The sequence below is a fragment of the Calothrix anomala FACHB-343 genome (assembly GCF_014696435.1).
Taxonomy (GTDB): domain Bacteria; phylum Cyanobacteriota; class Cyanobacteriia; order Cyanobacteriales; family Nostocaceae; genus Aulosira; species Aulosira anomala_A.
Window position 1 is genome coordinate 37027 of sequence record NZ_JACJQG010000023.1, and the last position, 19039, is coordinate 56065.

The window sequence follows — 19039 nt, forward strand, 5'->3', positions numbered from 1 at the left end:
CTTTGACATATTCTAATGTTTTTTCAGTTGGTATAATAGCTGATAAATGTTGAAGTCAGAGAGAGAACGGTAGTTCAGTGAATAGCTTATTGCAAGGGGTGAATCTGTATTTAATTGGGATGATGGGTAGCGGTAAGAGTACAGTAGGACGCTTACTAGCCAAGCATCTCGGTTATGGATTTGTCGATACCGATGATGTCATTGTCCAAGCAGCAGGAAAATCTATCAATCAGCTGTTTGCTGAGTCTGGAGAAGCAGCGTTTCGTCAATTAGAAAGCGATGTTCTAGCACAGGTTTGTGCTTTCACTAAATTAACCATAGCTACTGGTGGCGGTATTGTCACCCGCCAAGAAAACTGGAGTTATCTACATCATGGTTTAATTGTCTGGTTAGACGCGCCAGTAGAGTTACTTTATAGCCGCTTGCAAGAGGATACCACAAGACCATTATTAAAAGATGTCGATCCTTTAGGCAAATTGCGATCGCTTCTCGAACAACGACAACCGCTATATTCCCAAGCAGATTTGCAAATTACCATCAGCGCCGAAGAAACACCAGAAGACATTGCAAACAGAGTAATCGCAGCTATACCCAGCGTTTTGAAAAAGACAGTCTCCCATTAAAACTGATAGCAATCAGCACTAAAATGGCACAAAGTCGTATCCAGTAGCAGATTTACTACTAGGTTGCACTTTAACTAATATAGCCGTGCCACTGCGATCGCCTGAAGGCAAAAATTGAATCGTACCTGTAGCACCCTTGGCGGTAAAACTCGAACTATGCAGCACTTGCTGTAAACCGTCGCGAGTACTAGCTTGTTGTAAACCTTTAGCGATCGCTATAGTTGCATCATAAGCTGTAGCTGTTCGCCAATTCACAGTTCCACCCCAAAGTTTTACCGCATTCTGGGGAAAAGGATTGCCTGGAATTGCTGTAGGATGCCAAGGTACAGGTAACACCATTGCGTTAACATCGGCTTTTCCTACCTGTAAGGTTTTAAATGTGTAAAGTGTGGGATTCGCAAATAATGTTAATTTGCCGTTATTAGCAGCTGCTAATTCTAAAGCCTTGTTAATTCTATCCACATTGGGCGCTAAAACTAAACCATCAGCACCACTACTAATAAACTGGGAAATCAAGGTATTTGGATCGAAATTTGCGCTAGCAACATCGCAACTTGTAGAATTCACCTTTCCACCCCCAGCGACTAAACCTTTGATAAACTCATCCCTAAAAGATTGAGTATCAATCGATTTAGAATCAGTACAAATAGCAATATTAGTTTTCCGCGCCGTTTTCACAGTGTAATTAGCTAGACGTTCCGCAAAAGCGCCATTACTAGGAACAGTCCGAAAAATATAGCTACCAATTCCCGAAAGATTTTGCGCTGTACTGCTAGGAGAAATCATTACTAATCCTCCCTGTTGATAAATTGGTGCAGCTGCGATGGAAGTATTACTCGAATTATGTCCGACTACAGCCAAAATACTGCTGTCTTTCACAAACTGTGTAGCTACCTGTTGCCCTTGGTTTGGATCGTTATCATCACTCGCGATCGCAATCTGCAACAGTTTACCATTTATCCCACCCCCACGATTTACCTCATCTTGAGCTTGCGCTACACCCCGCAAAATCTCCTTAGCGACATCTAAATTCCCGCCAATAGGAACGCTAACAGCAATTTTCCAAGATTTACTATTTTGTGCTTGGGAGTTATTTAAATAAATTAAGGATTCTGGATCGTTACGATTTTTTGCCAAAGATGCTTTTAACTTAGCAGTAGCCGTGACAAAATCACCCTTAGCAAAAGCTTGTACTCCCGCTTCTTTATCAGGACTAGTATCAGCAGTTACTAAAATTTTCTCACCCATACTGACCTTAGTTGAGGTAGAACCAGAAGGTGCAGGCGAATTATTACCTGATAATAAAGAATTTAAATTATTACCAGAAACTCTACTCAACAGCCAAAAGCCCAAACCAAGTAAAACAGTAGTTAACAGCAGAGATAAAACTAGTAGCTTGGTTTCTTTTTGCGAATTCATATATAAATTAATACATTTTAATTTAGAATTAATACTTATCTTGCTGTTCGCAAAAATTGCACTAACTCAATAACAGATTAGCGCGATCGAGGAGCAGGGCGGACAAGGAAGACAAGGAAGACAAGGAAGACAAGGAAGACAAGGAAGACAATTGTACAGACGTGATTCATCGCGTCTCTGACCAATGACCAATGACTATTGACTATTGACCATTGACTATTGACCATTGACTATTGACCATTGACTATTGACTATTGACAAAGTCTTGTACACTGACTTGATAGGTGTTTAAGTCTTAAAAGCTCCTCATAATGGTCAACGATACTGAGTACATCAGGCAAACCGAAGCCACTCGTGTACAAGTGCTAAGTGAAGCGCTGCCTTACATTCAACAATTCACTGGACGCACTGTAGTGGTAAAATATGGCGGCGCAGCCATGAAAGATAGCACCCTCAAAGATCAAGTTATCCGCGATATTGTCTTTTTATCCTGCGTCGGCTTGCGTCCCATTCTCGTCCACGGTGGCGGGCCAGAAATTAACAGTTGGCTAGATAAACTGGGAATTGAACCCCAATTTAAAAATGGTCTGCGCGTCACCGATGCTCCCACAATGGATGTGGTAGAAATGGTGTTAGTCGGTCGAGTCAATAAAGAAATTGTCGAACTAATTAACCAAGCTGGCGGTTTGGCAGTGGGACTCTGTGGTAAAGATGGTAACTTAATTACAGCCCGTCCCCAAGGTCAAGAAGGCATTGGTTTCGTTGGGGAAGTCAGCAACGTCAATATCAAAATTTTGGAAACATTAGCTAGTAACGGCTATATTCCCGTCGTTTCCAGTGTCGCCGCCGACGAAACAGGACAAGCTTATAACATTAATGCAGATACTGTAGCTGGAGAAATAGCCGCCGCCTTGGGTGCAGAAAAATTAATTTTGTTGACTGATACCAGAGGGATTTTAAAAGATTACAAAGATCCTTCTACTTTAATACCCAAAGTCGATATTCCCGAAGCCCGTGAGTTGATTAATTCCGGCGTAGTTAGCGGTGGAATGATTCCTAAAGTCAATTGTTGCGTGCGATCGCTTGCTCAAGGAGTCAAAGCCGCACATATTATTGATGGTCGCATTCCCCACGCCTTACTTTTAGAAATTTTCACCGACGTTGGTATTGGCACAATGATTCTCGGTTCCCAGTTTATTGGGAAATAGTCAATAGTCAGTTGTTAGAGACGCGATGAATCGCGTCTGTACAATTATCTTCCTTATCCCCCTTCCCTTTATTTAGTTCTAAGTCCCTTAGCACGCGCTAAATGAGTGTAGAAGTAATTAGTTTTACCTTATTTGTTACTCAGCATCGCAAAATGGGAATACTATGGTAGGAATTTTCCCAAATCGAATTGGTGCAGTTTGATAACCAAACTTTTTGTAACTCAGTATTTTCTTCATCGAAAATTAACCACATTCAAGTTTCTAAAGAGCCATGAGAGATTAATATAGAAATATCAGGGTACTTTTTAGCTTCCTTTGCTACGTAAATTTCACGGCAAATACTTCCGCCCAGCACTAGCAGAGCATCTACTGGCTGGGAAGATACGGAAACTCAGGTTATAGTAGTACAGATCAGCCAGAAGCCAAATATAAGCCACATACCACAGAAAAAATTTTGTATCCAACGCCACAATTCCCTCGGTTTTGTTCTACGGGAATTTGTTGAATTAATGGAACCATTACGTTTCATTACACAATTAAGAAAAGCTTAGTGAGTCGGTGTTTAAAATACCAGCAACTAAGTTAGCGAAGTGCTATCTTATAAAAATAATCGAAGAGACAAAGATGACATATATAAAAGTGCCATCATCTCTCTCGATGCTCGTCCCAGAGAAAGCTAGCAAACAGAGAAATGATGGTTGAAACTTAAGCTGTATTTTTAGGATCGTTTCTACATGAAATAATCACAAAGAAAAGCTTAGTTTGAGTATGAAAACTTAAAAAATTCTGGAAATCCTGATTGCTAAACTGTCAACAACACAATTATTCCAGCTGATATACATGAACCAATCTGCGAAACGTTACTCACCGCTCCAAGTAGCCTTGATTGGTGGAGCGATCGCCACGACAGCCACCGCATCCGTATTTGGCCCTGCTTGGACTCGCTGCGTTCGTGCTGCTCTACAAGATAGTCCGAAAGCAATAGTAGACCAAGTATGGCAATTGGTGAATCGTGAATACGTTGATGGAAAATTTAATCAACAAGATTGGCAAGCTACTAGACAAAGCCTTTTAAGTAAAAACTATGCTTCTCGGGAAGAGGCTTATGTTGCTATTCGTGAAGCTTTAAAAATTTTGGGCGATCCATACACCAGATTTATGGACCCTAAACAGTATGAAGCTTTAACCAGCCAAACCTCAGGGGAAGTCTCTGGGATTGGTATTCGCATGGAATTAAACGAAAAAACTAAGCGCCTCACAGTTGTCGAAGCTATAGAAAATTCTCCAGCCCTAAGAGCTGGAATTAAAGCAGGCGATGAAATTTTAGCGATTAATGGCAAATCCACCCAAGAAATGAAAGTGGATGATGCTTCCAAACTGATCCGTGGTAAAGCTGGTACCATGCTAACTTTGCGCTTGGGACGCTCAGGACAAAGCGCTTTCGATTTGAAGCTCACCCGCGCGACAATTGAAGTACCAACTGTCCGTTATACCGTCAAGCAAGAAGGTAACCGCCGAGTTGGTTATATCCGCTTACGCGAGTTTAGTTCCCACGCTGCAGACCAAATGCGCCGCGCTATCCGCGATTTGAACTCTCAGCAAGTTAATGCTTATGTTTTGGATTTACGCGGAAATCCAGGCGGTTTGTTGCAAGCCAGCATTGAAATTGCCCGCATGTGGTTGGATCAAGGTGGTATTGTTCGCACAGTAGACCGTGTAGGCGGAACTGAAGATACCAAAGCGAATCGCACAGCCTTAACTAATCTTCCCTTAGCAGTATTGGTAGATGGTAATTCAGCTAGTGCTAGCGAAATCCTCACAGGCGCACTCAAAGATAATAAACGGGCTGTAGTTGTTGGTAGTCAAACCTTTGGTAAAGCTTTAGTGCAGTCGGTTCATGAACTGTCTGATGGTTCTGGTTTAGCAGTCACCATCGCTCACTATTACACTCCTAAAGGTACAGATATTAACCATAAAGGAATTACACCAGATATCACATTAGATTTGACAGAAGCTCAAGAACGTCAATTAGCATCTAATCCAAATTTAATTGGTACACAAAACGATCCACAATATGCAAAGGCTATTAGTGCGCTATCTAACACTAACTTTGCTCAACCACCAGCCACTCAACCGACTGGAGCTATGAGCAGTAGTGCTAGAGACTTGAAATTTTAGAGTTTAGCTTGCGTAATCAGGATAAAAATCTGAGTATTCCAGCAAACTAAGTGCGTTGATTGGGAATAATAGCAAGTAATCCCAATCAACCATTGATTTTATTTATGAATAATTCCCCAGTTGATGCAACCACCGACCACAGCTTTTTGCCTTATGTGTCGGTGGTTGTGCCTATTTATAATGGTGAGGCTGATTTACCCGATTTAATTTCTTGTTTTTTAGCTCAAACTTACCCGCAAGAGCAGGTAGAGTATTTACTGGTAGATAATAACAGTAGCGATCGCACTTTAAATTTTCTCAAAACCACCGCAGAACTTAGTCACCTCAATATTCATCCTTTAAGCGAAAATCAAATTCAAAGCTCCTATGCAGCCCGTAACGCTGGTATTCGCGCTGCTCAAGGTGAAATAATTGTTTTTACTGATGCTGATTGTCGTCCGCAACCACAGTGGCTAGAATCATTAATTCAACCTTTTAATCAACAAAATATAGTAATTGTTGCAGGTGAAATTACCGCACTACCAGGTAAAAATATTTTAGAAAAATACGCAGATTATCAACAAACTCTCTCCCAAAAGCATACCCTTTCCCATCCCTTCTGCCCTTACGGTCAAACTGCTAATTTAGCCATTCGCCGCATTATTTTAGAAAAAGTTGGATTATTCCGTCCTTATCTCACCACTGGAGGCGACGCAGACATCTGTTGGCGCATTCTCAAGGAAAAGATAGGAGATTTAAAATTTGTCCCAGATGCCATAGTTCAACATCGCCACCGCACCACACTTAAGGAATTGGAAAGTCAATGGCGGCGTTACGGGCGTTCAAATCGCTACCTACATGAACTTTATGGTGTGGAGCTAATGTCAGAATTTACATCCAAAGACTACGGCTATTGCTTAGGACGTTGGTTAGTCAAAGAAATTCCCAAAAACACCTTAAAAGCGATCGCAGGCAAAGCTAGCCTGATAGACTTTTTGATTACTCCTATAGGCTTATTTACAGCCAAAGCACGTTACTGCGGGCAAACTGAAGCCAAACTTCCAGAAAACGCCAAAATGATTGATTGGTTATAGGAATTGGGCATTGGGCATTGGGCATTGGGCAAAGACGCGATGAATCGCGTCTCTACAATTGTCCTCCTTGTCTTCCTTGTCCCCCTGCTCCCTGCTCCCTGCCCCCTGCTTCTTCCAATGCCTGCCAACTTTCGCTAAATTGGAACAAGGTATATTCAAGGAAATTTTCAATGTCAGCACAATTGTTATTGGTAGATGATGAACCAGGATTGCGGGAAGCCGTGAAAGATTATTTGCAAGAAAGCGGTTTCAGCGTTCAAGTCGCCAGTAACGCCCGTGAAGGTTGGGATTTGATGCAGCAAAATACACCTGATTTGGTGATTTCGGATATCATGATGCCTCAGGTGGATGGCTATCAGTTCTTGAAACAGCTACGTGAAGATCCGCGTTTTCAAGCCCTACCTGTTGTATTTTTGACTGCTAAGGGGATGACTGGCGATCGCATCCAAGGTTATCAAGCTGGTGTTGATGCTTATTTACCAAAACCCTTTGACCCGGATGAATTAATTGCCATCGTAGAAAATTTATTAAATCGACGCATGGCTAAACCTCAGAGTACAGGTGAAGAAAATGAAACACCTGATATTGCTGAATTAGCAAATCAGATTGCCCAAATTAAGGCGTTATTAACCCAAAGAAACGCCATTTCGCAATCACCAGCCCCTTTTAAAATTGACTTAACGCCCAGAGAGCAAAGCGTTTTAAATTTAGTAGCTGAAGGATTAATGAATAAAGAAATTGCTAGACGCTTAGAGACCAGCGTCAGGAACGTGGAAAAATACGTGAGTCGTTTGTTTAGTAAAACTGGTACAAATAGCCGTACAGAGTTAGTCCGTTTTGCCTTAGAACATGGTTTGGCTAAATAAATATCTGACAACCGAACCAGAAATAAGGAACACAAGGCAGAATCATCAATAACTATTGCTTTGCGGACAATTGTAGACGCCATTCATCGCGATTGTACAGACGCGATTCATCGCGTCTCTAGGTGCCGATTAGAGATGATATGAACAAACCCGCCCCTACTGAACAATCTGGGCGGAATGCAACTTCAAGCTCGCAAAATAGCAGAGAAAAAATTGCGAATACAAGCGATCGCTCAAAAATAGAGCTATAAATTCAGCAATCTGCAAAATTTTTTGAGTATGTCAGATAGGCGATCGCTTCCTAGTATTTCGCCAACTTGAAGTAACACCCTGATTAAACCTAAATTCCTCAGAATATATTTTTTGAAAAACTCTAACCCGCCCTCATGAGGAAGTATTACATACATTAGTAGGCACCCAAGTATTTCCGTAGTGCAAAGGGTGAGGGCTACTGCGAGGCTTTGACAGCTGTTTGGTAAATCCAATCGGCTTTTAGCCTTAGTTTAAAATTACACAAGCCAACTCAGTTATTGTTGAGAGCGGATGACAAATTTATCACAAATTTACCATTTGCGGCTCAATTAACCAATTGCCACTACTGATAATTAACAGCAATAATTATTGATTATTATCAGCGAAATTACGTAACCGCATTAACTGGCGACGCATTTGTGGTGAAGCTTTAAACTCAGAAATTTCCTGAGCTTTGACTGATGCTTGCAAGGTTTCTAAAAAGTCATCAGAGCCTTCGGTCAAAGCATCTAACAATACCTGTAATAGCTGTTCGCGATCGCTCAAGAGACTTTTTTCCTCAATCAACCGGAATTTGAGATGGATTTCGCACTCATAAACACCTACTTCAATATTATTTATCTGGCGTGGTAAGGCTTTGGAGTTCATAGATTTCAGGATTCCTTTATTTGGTGGTCATCGGGTTTAGGAGTTAATCTCCAGCAAAAATTCTTTAATTCTTTATATTTTCTTTTGAATCCAAAGTGTTTGAATTAAGAATTATTCTTTATTCACCACATTTGTCTTCCATTGCCATCTCCTTGAGTTTTTTCATTCAGACCTCACTCTGCTTAGGCTACTCTTCTCCTGTACCAGAGGTGGCACAAGTTAAGCCATAACTATTATTCAGTTTTTAAGATTCTATACAATAAAGTTTCTGTAAGAAGTTGTTCGAGCTTTTTAAAGGTTTTTACATCAACTTTATCTGAACGTCAACAACAGTTTGTGATTTTACTGAAAATTTAGTGTTTTTACTTACGTGTTATCACTAAATTTTTGCTTTTTGATGAAAGCTAGAGGTAGTTTTACCATAAGTACGTAAATTTACTAGATGTACATTTATTTCATCCAACTAATTCCCGCTTTGTTGGTGTTCTGAATCAGAATTATAAACATTGCAACAGACTAATGACAGTCTATGAAAAAATTGCGGCAAAAGTCGCAGATGTAAGGCAATGGAATATTTATCCATAAATTAAAATTGAGTTTGCTCGCTAAAGCTGTGTTCCACCCTGAGGAGACGCACTATCTTGGGAAAGCTACTGTTTGTGAAGTTAGCCTCCGGTAAACCGCCTGAGCGCAGTGGCTTCTGGTGGCGATTTCTGAAGGGATTAAATGTCTATTAGGACAAAGTTAACTAACTACTCTCAAAACAGCAACAAGTCAGTCAAATTAGCCATAAACCTTTTGCCTGTTTGCCCTAATTACCTTACCCTGATGCTGCATAAATTCTGAGGGCAAACATATTGACATTTGTCTGAATATATGATTGTTTTACCACTACAATAAGTTGAGATTTCCACAAGAAATGAAAACAACCCACCCATCATGAAGTTGGCGGAAATTGTGTCTGCCATTTCTCGTTGAATAAACCTCCCTTACTGGAGTTATCAGCAGATGCTGTTGATGCACGCATTTTGAGCTTCTGCCTGACTAATCAAGAGGAATTGCTTTAGATGGCGGGCATTTAAGCTCTAGCATAAGGTCTACAATGATTTCAGTGTAGTCAACCAAAATCTTACACCTTTTATGGACAACCCGACGCTGCTCAAGTCTACAACTAGGCATATTCGCATTTTTGCGGCAGAACTTGACCAGGATGGCGAACTACTTCCCAGTAATCAGGTCTTAACTTTAGATGTTGACCCAGATAATGAATTTAACTGGAATGAAGATGCCCTACAAAAGATTTATCGCAAGTTTGATGAACTAGTAGAAGCATCTAGTGGCGCTGATTTAACGGACTACAACTTACGTCGCGTTGGTTCCGACCTAGAGCATTATTTGCGATCGCTCTTGCAAAAAGGCGAAATCAGCTACAATCTGCAAAGTCGCGTCACTAACTACAGCATGGGACTTCCCCAAGTAGCAGTTGACGATAAGTAATCAAGTCCAAAGTTAAGCTGTGACGCATTTAAAGTGGATATTTCGCACTCAGGTTGTCAAAAGTCCAGAGTTTAGGGTCAAAAGCCAGCTTGGACTTTTGACTCTTGACCCTGGACAGCCCTAAGGCGAAGATATTTGATCTAAGTGCGTAACAACTTACTTATAATTTTTTGTATCTCTTGATTCATTAGGGCATTGGGTAACAATGCCCTAATCTTATATCTGGCTTGTATCTGCTAATATTCTTGATGAAGGCAGGAAATTCTGAAGTCGCAAATTTTACCGCCAAAACATCACTAGTGAGAGCCTGTAATGATGCCAGAAAAATCAACAATCAATGACAAAGCGCCCAATCTTGTGCCAACTTTGCTGTGAGAAGGTTACCAAAATTTACTTTCTACAGACAGCCAGGGCTAATAACGCCTAAGCCAGACAGTAAAAATGCTCAATCGGCTTTTTACTTTTTGCGATCGATGACTGCAATATTTCTTAAAATTCCGGCAGCGATTAATTATTTGATATATATATTTAGCTATCTTAATTCTTAATTAAAGTTAATTCCTAGCTTGTAAATTATAAACTAAAGAAATACCAGCACGATCTGCCTATTGTTAATCAAATCATTCAACAATAGTCAGCAATAGCGTGATGCTGGGGTTAAACTTTGGTGACAGGGTGAAAATTCATTGTGCGGATTGTGGAGACAAGAAAGTGATAGAGGTTATAGAGGCTATGATGGGGCTGTAGGTTTGACTGAGGAGTAAGTTGTTTGAATAAGTAGATCGTAGAATCATTAAGTTTTAGCACTGCGATCCACCAGCTAAAATCATTGAACCAAAGTGTTGCATATACCAGGTTCAAAAAACACGAGCGGTCTAGACGGTCGCTGCCAATGCTGTTGAAGAAATTGCCAATTGCCGATCGGTGAAAAAACTATGGAAAATGATGCTCCCACGCTCTACTGCCCAAATGAACTTTGTCAATCTCCCAATCCCCTGACCCATAAGTTTTGCTTGCGGTGTTCTACAGCTATACCTAAGCGCTATCTTTGGGTGCAGGGTGAAGGCTTGAGTTTTGCCACCCCAGGAGAGATATTAGGCGATCGCTATTTAGTTATAGATCGCTCTGTGGTCTTAGATATCAGACCGGGGTTAGTTCCTGAGACACCAGAATTAGAGAGTTTGTCTGTAATTAGACCTTATTTGCGGCTCATACCTTATCGCGTACAAGTGCCCCAGGTGTATGGAGTTATACCGCCCATTGAGGGACGCTCTCAACAAGAAATATTACTTTTAGAAAAACCGCCAATATTTACCGATAGTACAGGGCGACAAGTCCAACTCTACCCGAATTTAATCGCCGCTTGGGGTAATGCTAGTTCTATACGCCAACTGCACTGGCTGTGGCAATTAGCTAATCTGTGGCAACCACTGTTAAGTGAAGGTGTGGCGACAACTATACTTAAACCAGATTTAATTAGAGTAGAAGGTACTTTAGTCCGCTTGTTAGATTTGCATTCTGACGCTGGTATCCAGCCGAGTTTATCGGAATTAGGGAAATTTTGGCAGCAGTTAGAGCAGACAGCAAAACCAGCCATAGCGGAATTTATTCACAAAATTAGTAGTTCTTTAATAGCAGAAGAAATAAATTCAGCCGAACAATTAATTGCAGCATTAGATCGAGGACTAGGTCAATTAGGGCGATCGCAAACCTCTAATATTAAAATTTTTACCAAAACCGATACAGGCCCCAGTCGCCAACGCAATGAAGATGCTTGTTATCCTCTCAGTGGGACTTTAGTTACCAAACCGCCTCAATCTACAGCCTTAGCCATTGTCTGTGATGGAATTGGCGGTCATGAAGGTGGTAATGTGGCTTCAAATTTAGCCATTGAAACAATTCAACAGCAGGTACAGCGACTCACACAAGTTCCGGCCGATCATATCGATCCTTCAATGCTGCTAACTGACTTAGAATCGGCGGTAGCAGTCGTCAATGATAAAATTAGCCAGCGCAACGACAGCGAAAATCGCCAAGGTCGTCAACGCATGGGTACAACTATCGTCATGGCATTACCCATTGGTCATGAAATTTATATTACCCATGTGGGTGATAGTCGTGCCTATTGGATTACCCGCCAAGGTTGCTATCAAGTTACCCTAGATGATGATGTTGCCTCCCGCGAAGTTAGGTTAGGCTATGCTCTCTATCGAGAAGCCATACAACAAAGTGGTTCTGGTTCCTTAGTCCAAGCCTTAGGGATGAGTCCTAGTACATCACTTCATCCCACCGCCCAGAGGTTTATTCTCGATGAAGATGCTGTATTTTTACTCACATCCGATGGCTTAAGTGATTTTGACCGGATCGAAGATTATTGGGAAACAGAAATCTTACCCATTCTCAAAGCCGAAGCAGATATTGCTAGCGTGGCAGAGAAATTAGTCGAAATCGCCAATACTAAAAATGGTCACGATAATGTCACCATTGCTTTAGTACATTATCAGGCGAAATATACAGAACCAGATTTAAGTATAACAGCCATCATCCCGGAAAGCTCATTTGTTGGTAATTCTACTGAACCATATCCGACAACAGCACAGCCGAATTTAGTCAGCAATCCCAACAATAAAACCAAAGTTATTCCTGATGAATACAAGCGGCGTAACGGCTTTGCTCAACTACCGCTACAGTTGATTGTACCTTTAATGTTGGTGACGATAGTTGGTAGTTTGGGATACTTAGTCATGCAATTACGCCAGGGGAAACAGCAAATTGCTACTACTAGCCCCAGCCCTAATTCACAGCCAAATCCCAATCCATCGCCAACAGAGCGAACCATTGATAATCTGGCGGCAGGTTGGGTAATTCAAACTAACAAAGAAATACAAAGAGAAACGACCAAAGAAAAGTTACCTCAAGGTTTTTTTCAAGTAATTGATAAAAAACCTATTTCTGTAGATGGTCAACCAGGTGACTTTTTGGTGGATTTCCGAGTCTGTCCAAATAATGAAGAAACCCAAAATACAGTCCCAGAAAATCCTTCGGCTTCATCAGTACCCCCTAAAAAAGTCAAGATTAGACTATCTCAACTTAAACTTTCAGCAGCCGCCTCTGATTTGACTGTCTTAAAAGCAGATGACCCAAATCCATGTGTCTCCAACAAGCCAGAGCCAACAAATCAGCCACCTGTAACTAAACCACAAGCCGACGGTGATGCAACTTAGTGGAATTGCGCCATAAACTGATAAAACCTGAAATAATACAGGTAGTAACCAAAATCAAAAACTGCCAAGGTAAAGACTTTTACCTGGAAAAACTGTTATTGAAAATAATTGTTTTCACATTTAAGTTTAATGACTTCATTGCCATGCCTGAACCTGGCGATCGCTCGTTTGACCAACACTGGCACAGATAATTTCGCCATTTGGGTAGTTAAAGCGCCTTATCCTAGTGGCTATGTTTTGCATGACTGTATATGGCCAGTTGAACTCTCTCAAGTTTGGCAAGAATGGCAGGAAATGTTCGGAGGTGATAACCCTTTAAATATTGCTTCTGGTGCATCCCTCCCACAGAAAGCCCCATTACCAATAAATTTGACTTCATCCCCTTCAGGGCAAACAGCAGGTTATAGCAGTCGTCTGATGCAATACTTGGGAATGAGTCTGTGGCGCTGGTTATTTGACGGGCCAATTCTCGGTAGTTTAGAACGCAGTCGGGGTATAGCTATGGGACAGCATACTCGGTTGCGCTTTCGCTTAGAAATTCGCGATCCGGATTTAATTGCCTTACCTTGGGAAATTATGCAGCGTGAAGCCGGTCAATCGGTAATGTCGCTGTCACAAGATTTACTCTTTAGCCGAACTACGAGTGAAGTTGAATCATTACCGCCTTTACGTATAGAACAGACGCTGAAAATTCTGTTGGTATTAGGCGAAAATGAAAATAAAAATCTGCAACTAGAAAAAGAAGCAGAAATTTTAAAACAAACTCTGACTAAAGCAGGGCCTTTAGGTAGTTATTCTCAGGGATATGCACCATGTATGGTAACTACATTGCTGCAACCCCAACCACAGGAATTAATTCAAGAATTAGAAACTAAAGCATACAATGTCTTTTTCTATGCCGGTCATGGTTTACCCGATCCAGACGGGGGTTTACTATTTTTACGACCGGGGATGACTCTTAATGGCATAGAATTAGCTCAGGTATTGACTCGCAATGGTGTGAAATTAGCAGTGTTTAATGCTTGTTGGTTAGCAAGACCGGCAGCGGTTAATCAACAAGCCATACCTTCTAGCAGTTTGGCAGAAGTGTTAATTCGTCATGGTGTACCGGCAGTTTTGGGAATGCGAGATGAGATTGCGGATGCGGAAAGCCACAGTTTTATTCAAGCTTTTACCGAAGCATTGCGATCGCGTAAATCCATCGATGAAGCTGTCGCCCAAGCTAGACAACATTTGTTAACAGTATATAGGTTTAATCAACCAGCCTGGACTTTACCAGTTCTCTATCTCCATCCTGATTTTGATGGCGAACTCATTAAAAGTTTTGATGAAGGAATTACCGAACTACCAGATACGACAATTCCGAGTATAATTGCTTCGGTACCTACAGCTTCGTTGCGATCGCTGGCAGTACCAGATAAAACTTGCTTGTTGCGTTCTGGTGTCACCCGCATTGGTCGGACTAAAGACAACGATCTTGTCATTCCCGAACCTTCTGTGTCTAAACGCCATGCGGAAATTTTATGTCGGAATACTTTTAGCGGGACAAATCCAGTTAGAACTTATTATTTACAAGATTTATCTACCTACGGTACAACCTGGGTTTCTAGTTCTAATGGCTGGCAACAAATCCTCCGCGAGGAAGTACCTTTAACCTCAGGAATGCAGTTAAAGTTTGGGAGTTCCAGAGGTGAAACTTGGGAGTTTATTATTGAAGACTCCTAATTAGTTCATACACCTAACGTGTTTTGATTTCTTGTCAAGACAGGAGTGATTTATGTAGTTTGTGTAAATCCAAATTACTAATCGCATTTCAATGATTATCCAAAAAATAACAGCCTGAAAAAATAGTTTCATCCTCAGCAAATTTCATTTGATTTTTGCGGAAATGGAATAAGAACAGTTGTAGCTGTCAATACCGCTAAATAATCAACTCAATCATCAACTCGGAGGCGACAAATGATTAACAATATTAACAACTCAGCTAATTTTACTTCTTCACCATCTCAAGTCGAATTAGATTTCCTCGCCGCTTTACTAGAAGTAGAAGATGCAACTTACCCTTGGAACCCTGCTGATAGTGAATCAGATGCTTATTTTTGCGCTTTAGAACAGCAGTTTCTCAGTGATGAGTTATGGGACGAACAAGAGCTAAATACGCGATCGCATGGTTTTTACCAACAACTTGATACACTATGGCCAGAAGATGCGACTGATTCCCCGGAACAAGCTAATAGCAGTCAGACTTTATTCGCTAATCTCCAAGCAGCTTTTGCCGCAGCCATACCCCAAGAATGGCTAAATAACATTGCCCAAAAAGCCACTGAGATGTTTACCTCCCAGCAATCTCTTGGCGAGCAATTAGTGGAGTGTGTTCAAGGAGTGTTACCAACTTGGGCAGCAGAAGATCTCTTAGTTTTAGCCCGTCCTTATGCCTATGCTATGCGTAGCGGAGAACCACATAACCCAGGATCTGTGATGAGTAAATTTGAAAATAAGGAATGGGAAAGTTTATCCGATGTCGAGCGAGCAAAGGTTAGTTTAGCGATTTCTTACTATGCTCTGACCCAACTTCACAGCTTTCAGTCAGAATCCTAAATCAGTTGTCTTTTATCCTTTAGGGGTCAGTTAATTCAGGCGACTTCTTGCTTTTGCCCGCACTCGACGCTTGTATTGCGGGTCTTATACTTTTTTTCTCGTTATTTTTAAAGACAATTTCCCTAGTATAATTCCAACTATAGGCTGATTGCGGAAGCAGCGCTATCTATCTCAAGGTAGAAAAGAGTCAATGGTCAATGGTCAATGGTCAATAGTCAATGGTCAATAGTCAATGGTCAATGGTCAATGGTCAATAGTCCCCCTTGTCTCCCTTGTCCTCCTTGTCCTCCTCTTCTCCCTCCTCCCTCATTTAGGGCCGAGGAAGCGAGTAGCGAAATTTTGCGATCGCGTGGGTGAAAGGGCACGTGCTTTTAAAATTGCTGCCATCAAAAAGGCGTAGGATAATACCCCAACAATTACCAATAACAAGGCATTGATTGAACCAGTAGCATTCCATAAGGCATGAAGTGCAGCTGCGCTTACATACCCAATGGGGAGAATTTGCCAAACTAGACGGGGTTTGAGTACAGCTAAACCGATAAAATAGCCCAAATAGCCACTGTAAGCCATGTGTCCGGCTACAGAACCTAAAATTCGCGGAATTAGTAATTGTAAACCTACGAGTTGACCAGTGCCTACTCCCGCTTGTTGCGCCACATTTTGAGTAATAACAGGCACATACTGACCAAGAGTTTCTAATAAAGTAAAACCCACTGCCGAAGCAGTTCCTAAGAGAATGCCATCTAAAGGTTCCCAGATACCTATGCGTTCTCGCCAAGGTGAGGGCAATATCAGGCCAATAGCTAAGGCTGCTAATACAGGTAATGCTTTCAGTAATTCTTCCATTAAACCTGCACCAAAAAACATCCGTATCAGCAATTCGGTGAAGGTTAGTGTATCCTGAGATGAAGGTAAGTTCCCAGGCAATAAACCGCGAAATACAAAAATAAACAAATCCAATAGGGGACTTTTCAATATTACTGCGGTACCTAAAGCTACAGATGCTAGTACCCACCAAGGCTTTTGTTTACCGCAGAGTTGGTATACAAAGTAATAAGCGGCAAAGGCTATATAACTAGCAACAATCACTTGATTGGCTTGTGGTCTGCCTACCGTAGCAAACATTAATACCACAAATACTACTGTTAAAATTCCTGGTATGAGATAAGCTTTACGAGTTAAATCTTTACCAGTGGAAATAATCGGGAACAGTTGAGTAAAGCTCACCGAATCAGATTTTAAGGGTGCGGGATAACTCCCTGGTGATGGCAGAGGTGTGGCTGGCCTGGTCATGATTGTGGCTTGGGGTACATAATCATGCTCAAACACAAATTGCGGCCCGTCAGCACCTAAAGAAATGCGATCGCCTGGCTGTAATTCTTGACAACCTTGGATGCGCTGTCCGTTTAAATACGTACCGTTAGCGCTATTTAAATCACAAATAAGCCAGCTAAATTTGTTATCTGGGGAAGAGAGCGGACGAACCACAGCATGACGACGAGATACCATCCGATACATCATGGCATCCAAGACAATTTGGCAGCTGGGGTCGCGTCCAACGATCATCTCTTGACTTGGGAGCAGCGAGTAGCGGAATTCTGACCTAAGAGGTGCCCCATTACCAGACACTAGCCGCAGAAATGCATTATGTCTTGCGTTTTTGCCTGTCATCGAGTTAGATTGCTTGTCTCAAAGAATTCGGAAATTACTTGTTATTAGAACTTAAGCCTAACCAATTTACAGCAATCTCATTTAAATGTTGCAAAAAAAATTATCTGCCGTACCTGAATTGTGACTTTAAATTTGTTCATCATACTGGATTACTGTAACTGCGGCATGGCTAAATACAATATAGCTTCACTCACTGCTCAACAATCCGAAATTTTCTCCGTAAAAACCAAAATTATGCGATCGCGTGCTGACAAGCTGTAGATTGTTAGCACTAAGACTATATCTTTGGTTGATTTGGAGTTGAGGCTGTAGATGCTTAACGATCAATTGTCAACAAATTATAGACTATGGATTGTGGACTGTTGACAACCCTAACATTAAATCTTGTCCCAATGGTGTAACCTCAATGCTATCTTGATGCTAAAGTTTATGTGATAAATTACACTACTAGGTTATGAAAATTAATCTTTTCTTGTACCTAGTTTGAAAATATCGTTGACTGTTGACTGTTGACTGTTGACTGTTGACTGTTGACTGTTGACTGTTGACTGTTGACTGTTGACTGTTGATGCGTACTAGCCTCTAGTTTCAGAGTAAATGAAATTCTCTCACCGCTTTGGGAAAGTTTTTGTTCTCGTGTCCGGAACGGCTGAGTTTAATCAGCGCAAATCGCTGTAGAGGGGTTAAAGCTTCCCATTGTTGAGTTGCGATCGCAACACCTACTTCTTGAGCTTTTTCTTGAACGCTAGCTGGTAAATTAGTCGAGTCCATCCACTCCGGATGGGGTTCAATGGGTAATTGTTTAGCTGGTACACCTGTACGAGTGACAATTAACTGTTCGAGATAATGGCGATAAGATTGAATTTCTGTTTCTGTAGTGCAAGGTAATTCAACTAAAGCTTCTCGTTCAGCCTGAGACATTTGATGCCAATCAGACAACTTGAGTTTGATACCACAAGTATCTAGTTTGTAGCGCACTTGCATGGGGATGCAACGGAGGGATTCAACGAAATCTGCTTCAAAATCAAAGAAAGTTTGATGATTAGTCATTTGTCATTTGCGATCGACAAAAGGGGATATGGCAGCAGTATGAATTATTTGTGTCTCTATTTTCCTAAGATATATATCTTGAAATCAAGAATGGTCTTTTCTGATTATTTTCTTGGATTTATCAAGTTCTTTATACACCAAAGGAGATGAGTTTACCTTATTTTTTCGAGAATGGGAATTGCTATAACGAATTATGAGATAACTAATTGATAGAGCTAAAACTGCTATACCTAACCCAATGATATCAATTCCTGACACTTTTTCTAGGTCAAGAATAATAATTTTTCTAGCGACAGCGATTAAAGATGTAACAATTACTAATTCTACCTGAACTACATGCTTACGCAGGTAGGCAGTGATATTTTCTAAGATTTCTAAAGCTATCAAAATATTGAGAAATAAACCAAATATCTTAAATAAGGTAGTATTAAATTTGCCGTATGGGGTAGTAAATAACTCTTTTGCCAGAAAGATCACCAAATCTCCTAATGCTGCCAAAATTACCAATACCATTAATAAAGATAAAATCTTGGAAACTAGCACTTCGATACTTTCAATAAAGTGCATAAATTTCTCATCTTTGGTATTTTCTGCCAAATTTTTGAATAGTCTCCTCATTTGCTGCCCCTATTTTTTAGCTAAATTTAATTATCAAAAATAAAAATACAAATAAATTATTGTAGGCTAGGCACTGCCGATAACTGTCCCATTCAAGATTTGAGTGGATGTTAA

The 19039-nt window shown here is 40.9% G+C and carries 13 protein-coding genes and 1 pseudogene; 9 read left to right on the forward strand and 5 right to left on the reverse strand.

Annotated elements, in window-relative coordinates; all coding sequences use genetic code 11:
* Positions 1-77: 77 nt before the first annotated feature.
* The gene (locus H6G08_RS14950) at positions 78-623 is read left to right on the forward strand and encodes a shikimate kinase (protein WP_190543863.1); all 546 of its coding nucleotides are present in this window, start codon (positions 78-80) and stop codon (positions 621-623) included.
* An 18-nt stretch (positions 624-641) separates the two neighbouring features.
* On the opposite strand, the gene H6G08_RS14955 is transcribed toward H6G08_RS14950, so the two are convergent.
* Positions 642-2042, reverse strand: coding sequence for an ABC transporter substrate-binding protein (locus tag H6G08_RS14955; RefSeq protein ID WP_190543866.1), 1401 nt, complete (start codon positions 2040-2042; stop codon positions 642-644).
* Positions 2043-2350: 308 nt separating this feature from the next.
* On the opposite strand from H6G08_RS14955, the gene argB reads away from it, so the two are divergent.
* The 4 genes from argB (at position 2351) to H6G08_RS14975 (ending at position 7367) form a co-directional block, all read left to right on the forward strand.
* The gene (argB, locus tag H6G08_RS14960) at positions 2351-3250 is read left to right on the forward strand and encodes an acetylglutamate kinase (protein ID WP_190544030.1); all 900 of its coding nucleotides are present in this window, start codon (positions 2351-2353) and stop codon (positions 3248-3250) included.
* Between the two features lie 840 nt (positions 3251-4090).
* Positions 4091-5428 (forward strand): carboxyl-terminal processing protease CtpB, encoded by a 1338-nt coding sequence (gene ctpB, locus H6G08_RS14965; RefSeq protein WP_190543869.1) that lies wholly within the window; start codon positions 4091-4093, stop codon positions 5426-5428.
* A gap of 104 nt (positions 5429-5532) precedes the next feature.
* Positions 5533-6501, forward strand: coding sequence for a glycosyltransferase family 2 protein (locus H6G08_RS14970; RefSeq protein ID WP_190543872.1), 969 nt, complete (start codon positions 5533-5535; stop codon positions 6499-6501).
* A 170-nt stretch (positions 6502-6671) separates the two neighbouring features.
* Positions 6672-7367, forward strand: a complete 696-nt coding sequence (locus H6G08_RS14975) for a response regulator transcription factor (protein WP_096644438.1) — start codon at positions 6672-6674, stop codon at positions 7365-7367.
* Positions 7368-7985: 618 nt separating this feature from the next.
* On the opposite strand, the gene H6G08_RS14980 is transcribed toward H6G08_RS14975, so the two are convergent.
* Positions 7986-8267, reverse strand: a complete 282-nt coding sequence (locus H6G08_RS14980) for an Npun_R1517 family heterocyst differentiation transcriptional regulator (RefSeq protein WP_096644437.1) — start codon at positions 8265-8267, stop codon at positions 7986-7988.
* A gap of 1140 nt (positions 8268-9407) precedes the next feature.
* Here H6G08_RS14980 and H6G08_RS14985 point away from each other — a divergent pair.
* From H6G08_RS14985 to H6G08_RS15000, 4 genes are all read left to right on the forward strand, one after another.
* Positions 9408-9764 (forward strand): NAD(P)H-quinone oxidoreductase subunit M, encoded by a 357-nt coding sequence (locus H6G08_RS14985; protein WP_190543875.1) that lies wholly within the window; start codon positions 9408-9410, stop codon positions 9762-9764.
* 935 nt (positions 9765-10699) lie between these two features.
* A complete protein-coding gene (locus H6G08_RS14990) occupies positions 10700-12988 on the forward strand; it encodes a PP2C family protein-serine/threonine phosphatase (protein WP_190543877.1) in 2289 nt (762 codons plus the stop codon).
* A 138-nt stretch (positions 12989-13126) separates the two neighbouring features.
* Positions 13127-14713 (forward strand): CHAT domain-containing protein, encoded by a 1587-nt coding sequence (locus tag H6G08_RS14995; RefSeq protein ID WP_190544033.1) that lies wholly within the window; start codon positions 13127-13129, stop codon positions 14711-14713.
* 234 nt (positions 14714-14947) lie between these two features.
* Positions 14948-15586, forward strand: a complete 639-nt coding sequence (locus H6G08_RS15000; RefSeq protein ID WP_190543881.1) for a hypothetical protein — start codon at positions 14948-14950, stop codon at positions 15584-15586.
* Positions 15587-15892: 306 nt separating this feature from the next.
* Here H6G08_RS15000 and H6G08_RS15005 read toward each other — a convergent pair whose 3' ends face one another.
* The 3 genes and pseudogenes from H6G08_RS15005 to H6G08_RS15015 form a co-directional block, all read right to left on the reverse strand.
* A complete protein-coding gene (locus tag H6G08_RS15005) occupies positions 15893-17257 on the reverse strand; it encodes a PrsW family glutamic-type intramembrane protease (RefSeq protein ID WP_190543883.1) in 1365 nt (454 codons plus the stop codon).
* 588 nt (positions 17258-17845) lie between these two features.
* Positions 17846-18307 carry a nitrate reductase associated protein gene (locus H6G08_RS15010; RefSeq protein WP_190543886.1) on the reverse strand — a complete coding sequence of 154 codons (462 nt, stop codon included), beginning with the start codon at positions 18305-18307 and terminating at the stop codon, positions 17846-17848.
* 165 nt (positions 18308-18472) lie between these two features.
* Positions 18473-18925, reverse strand: a pseudogene (locus tag H6G08_RS15015) (phosphate-starvation-inducible PsiE family protein); the annotation flags it as partial.
* Positions 18926-19039 lie beyond the last annotated feature (114 nt).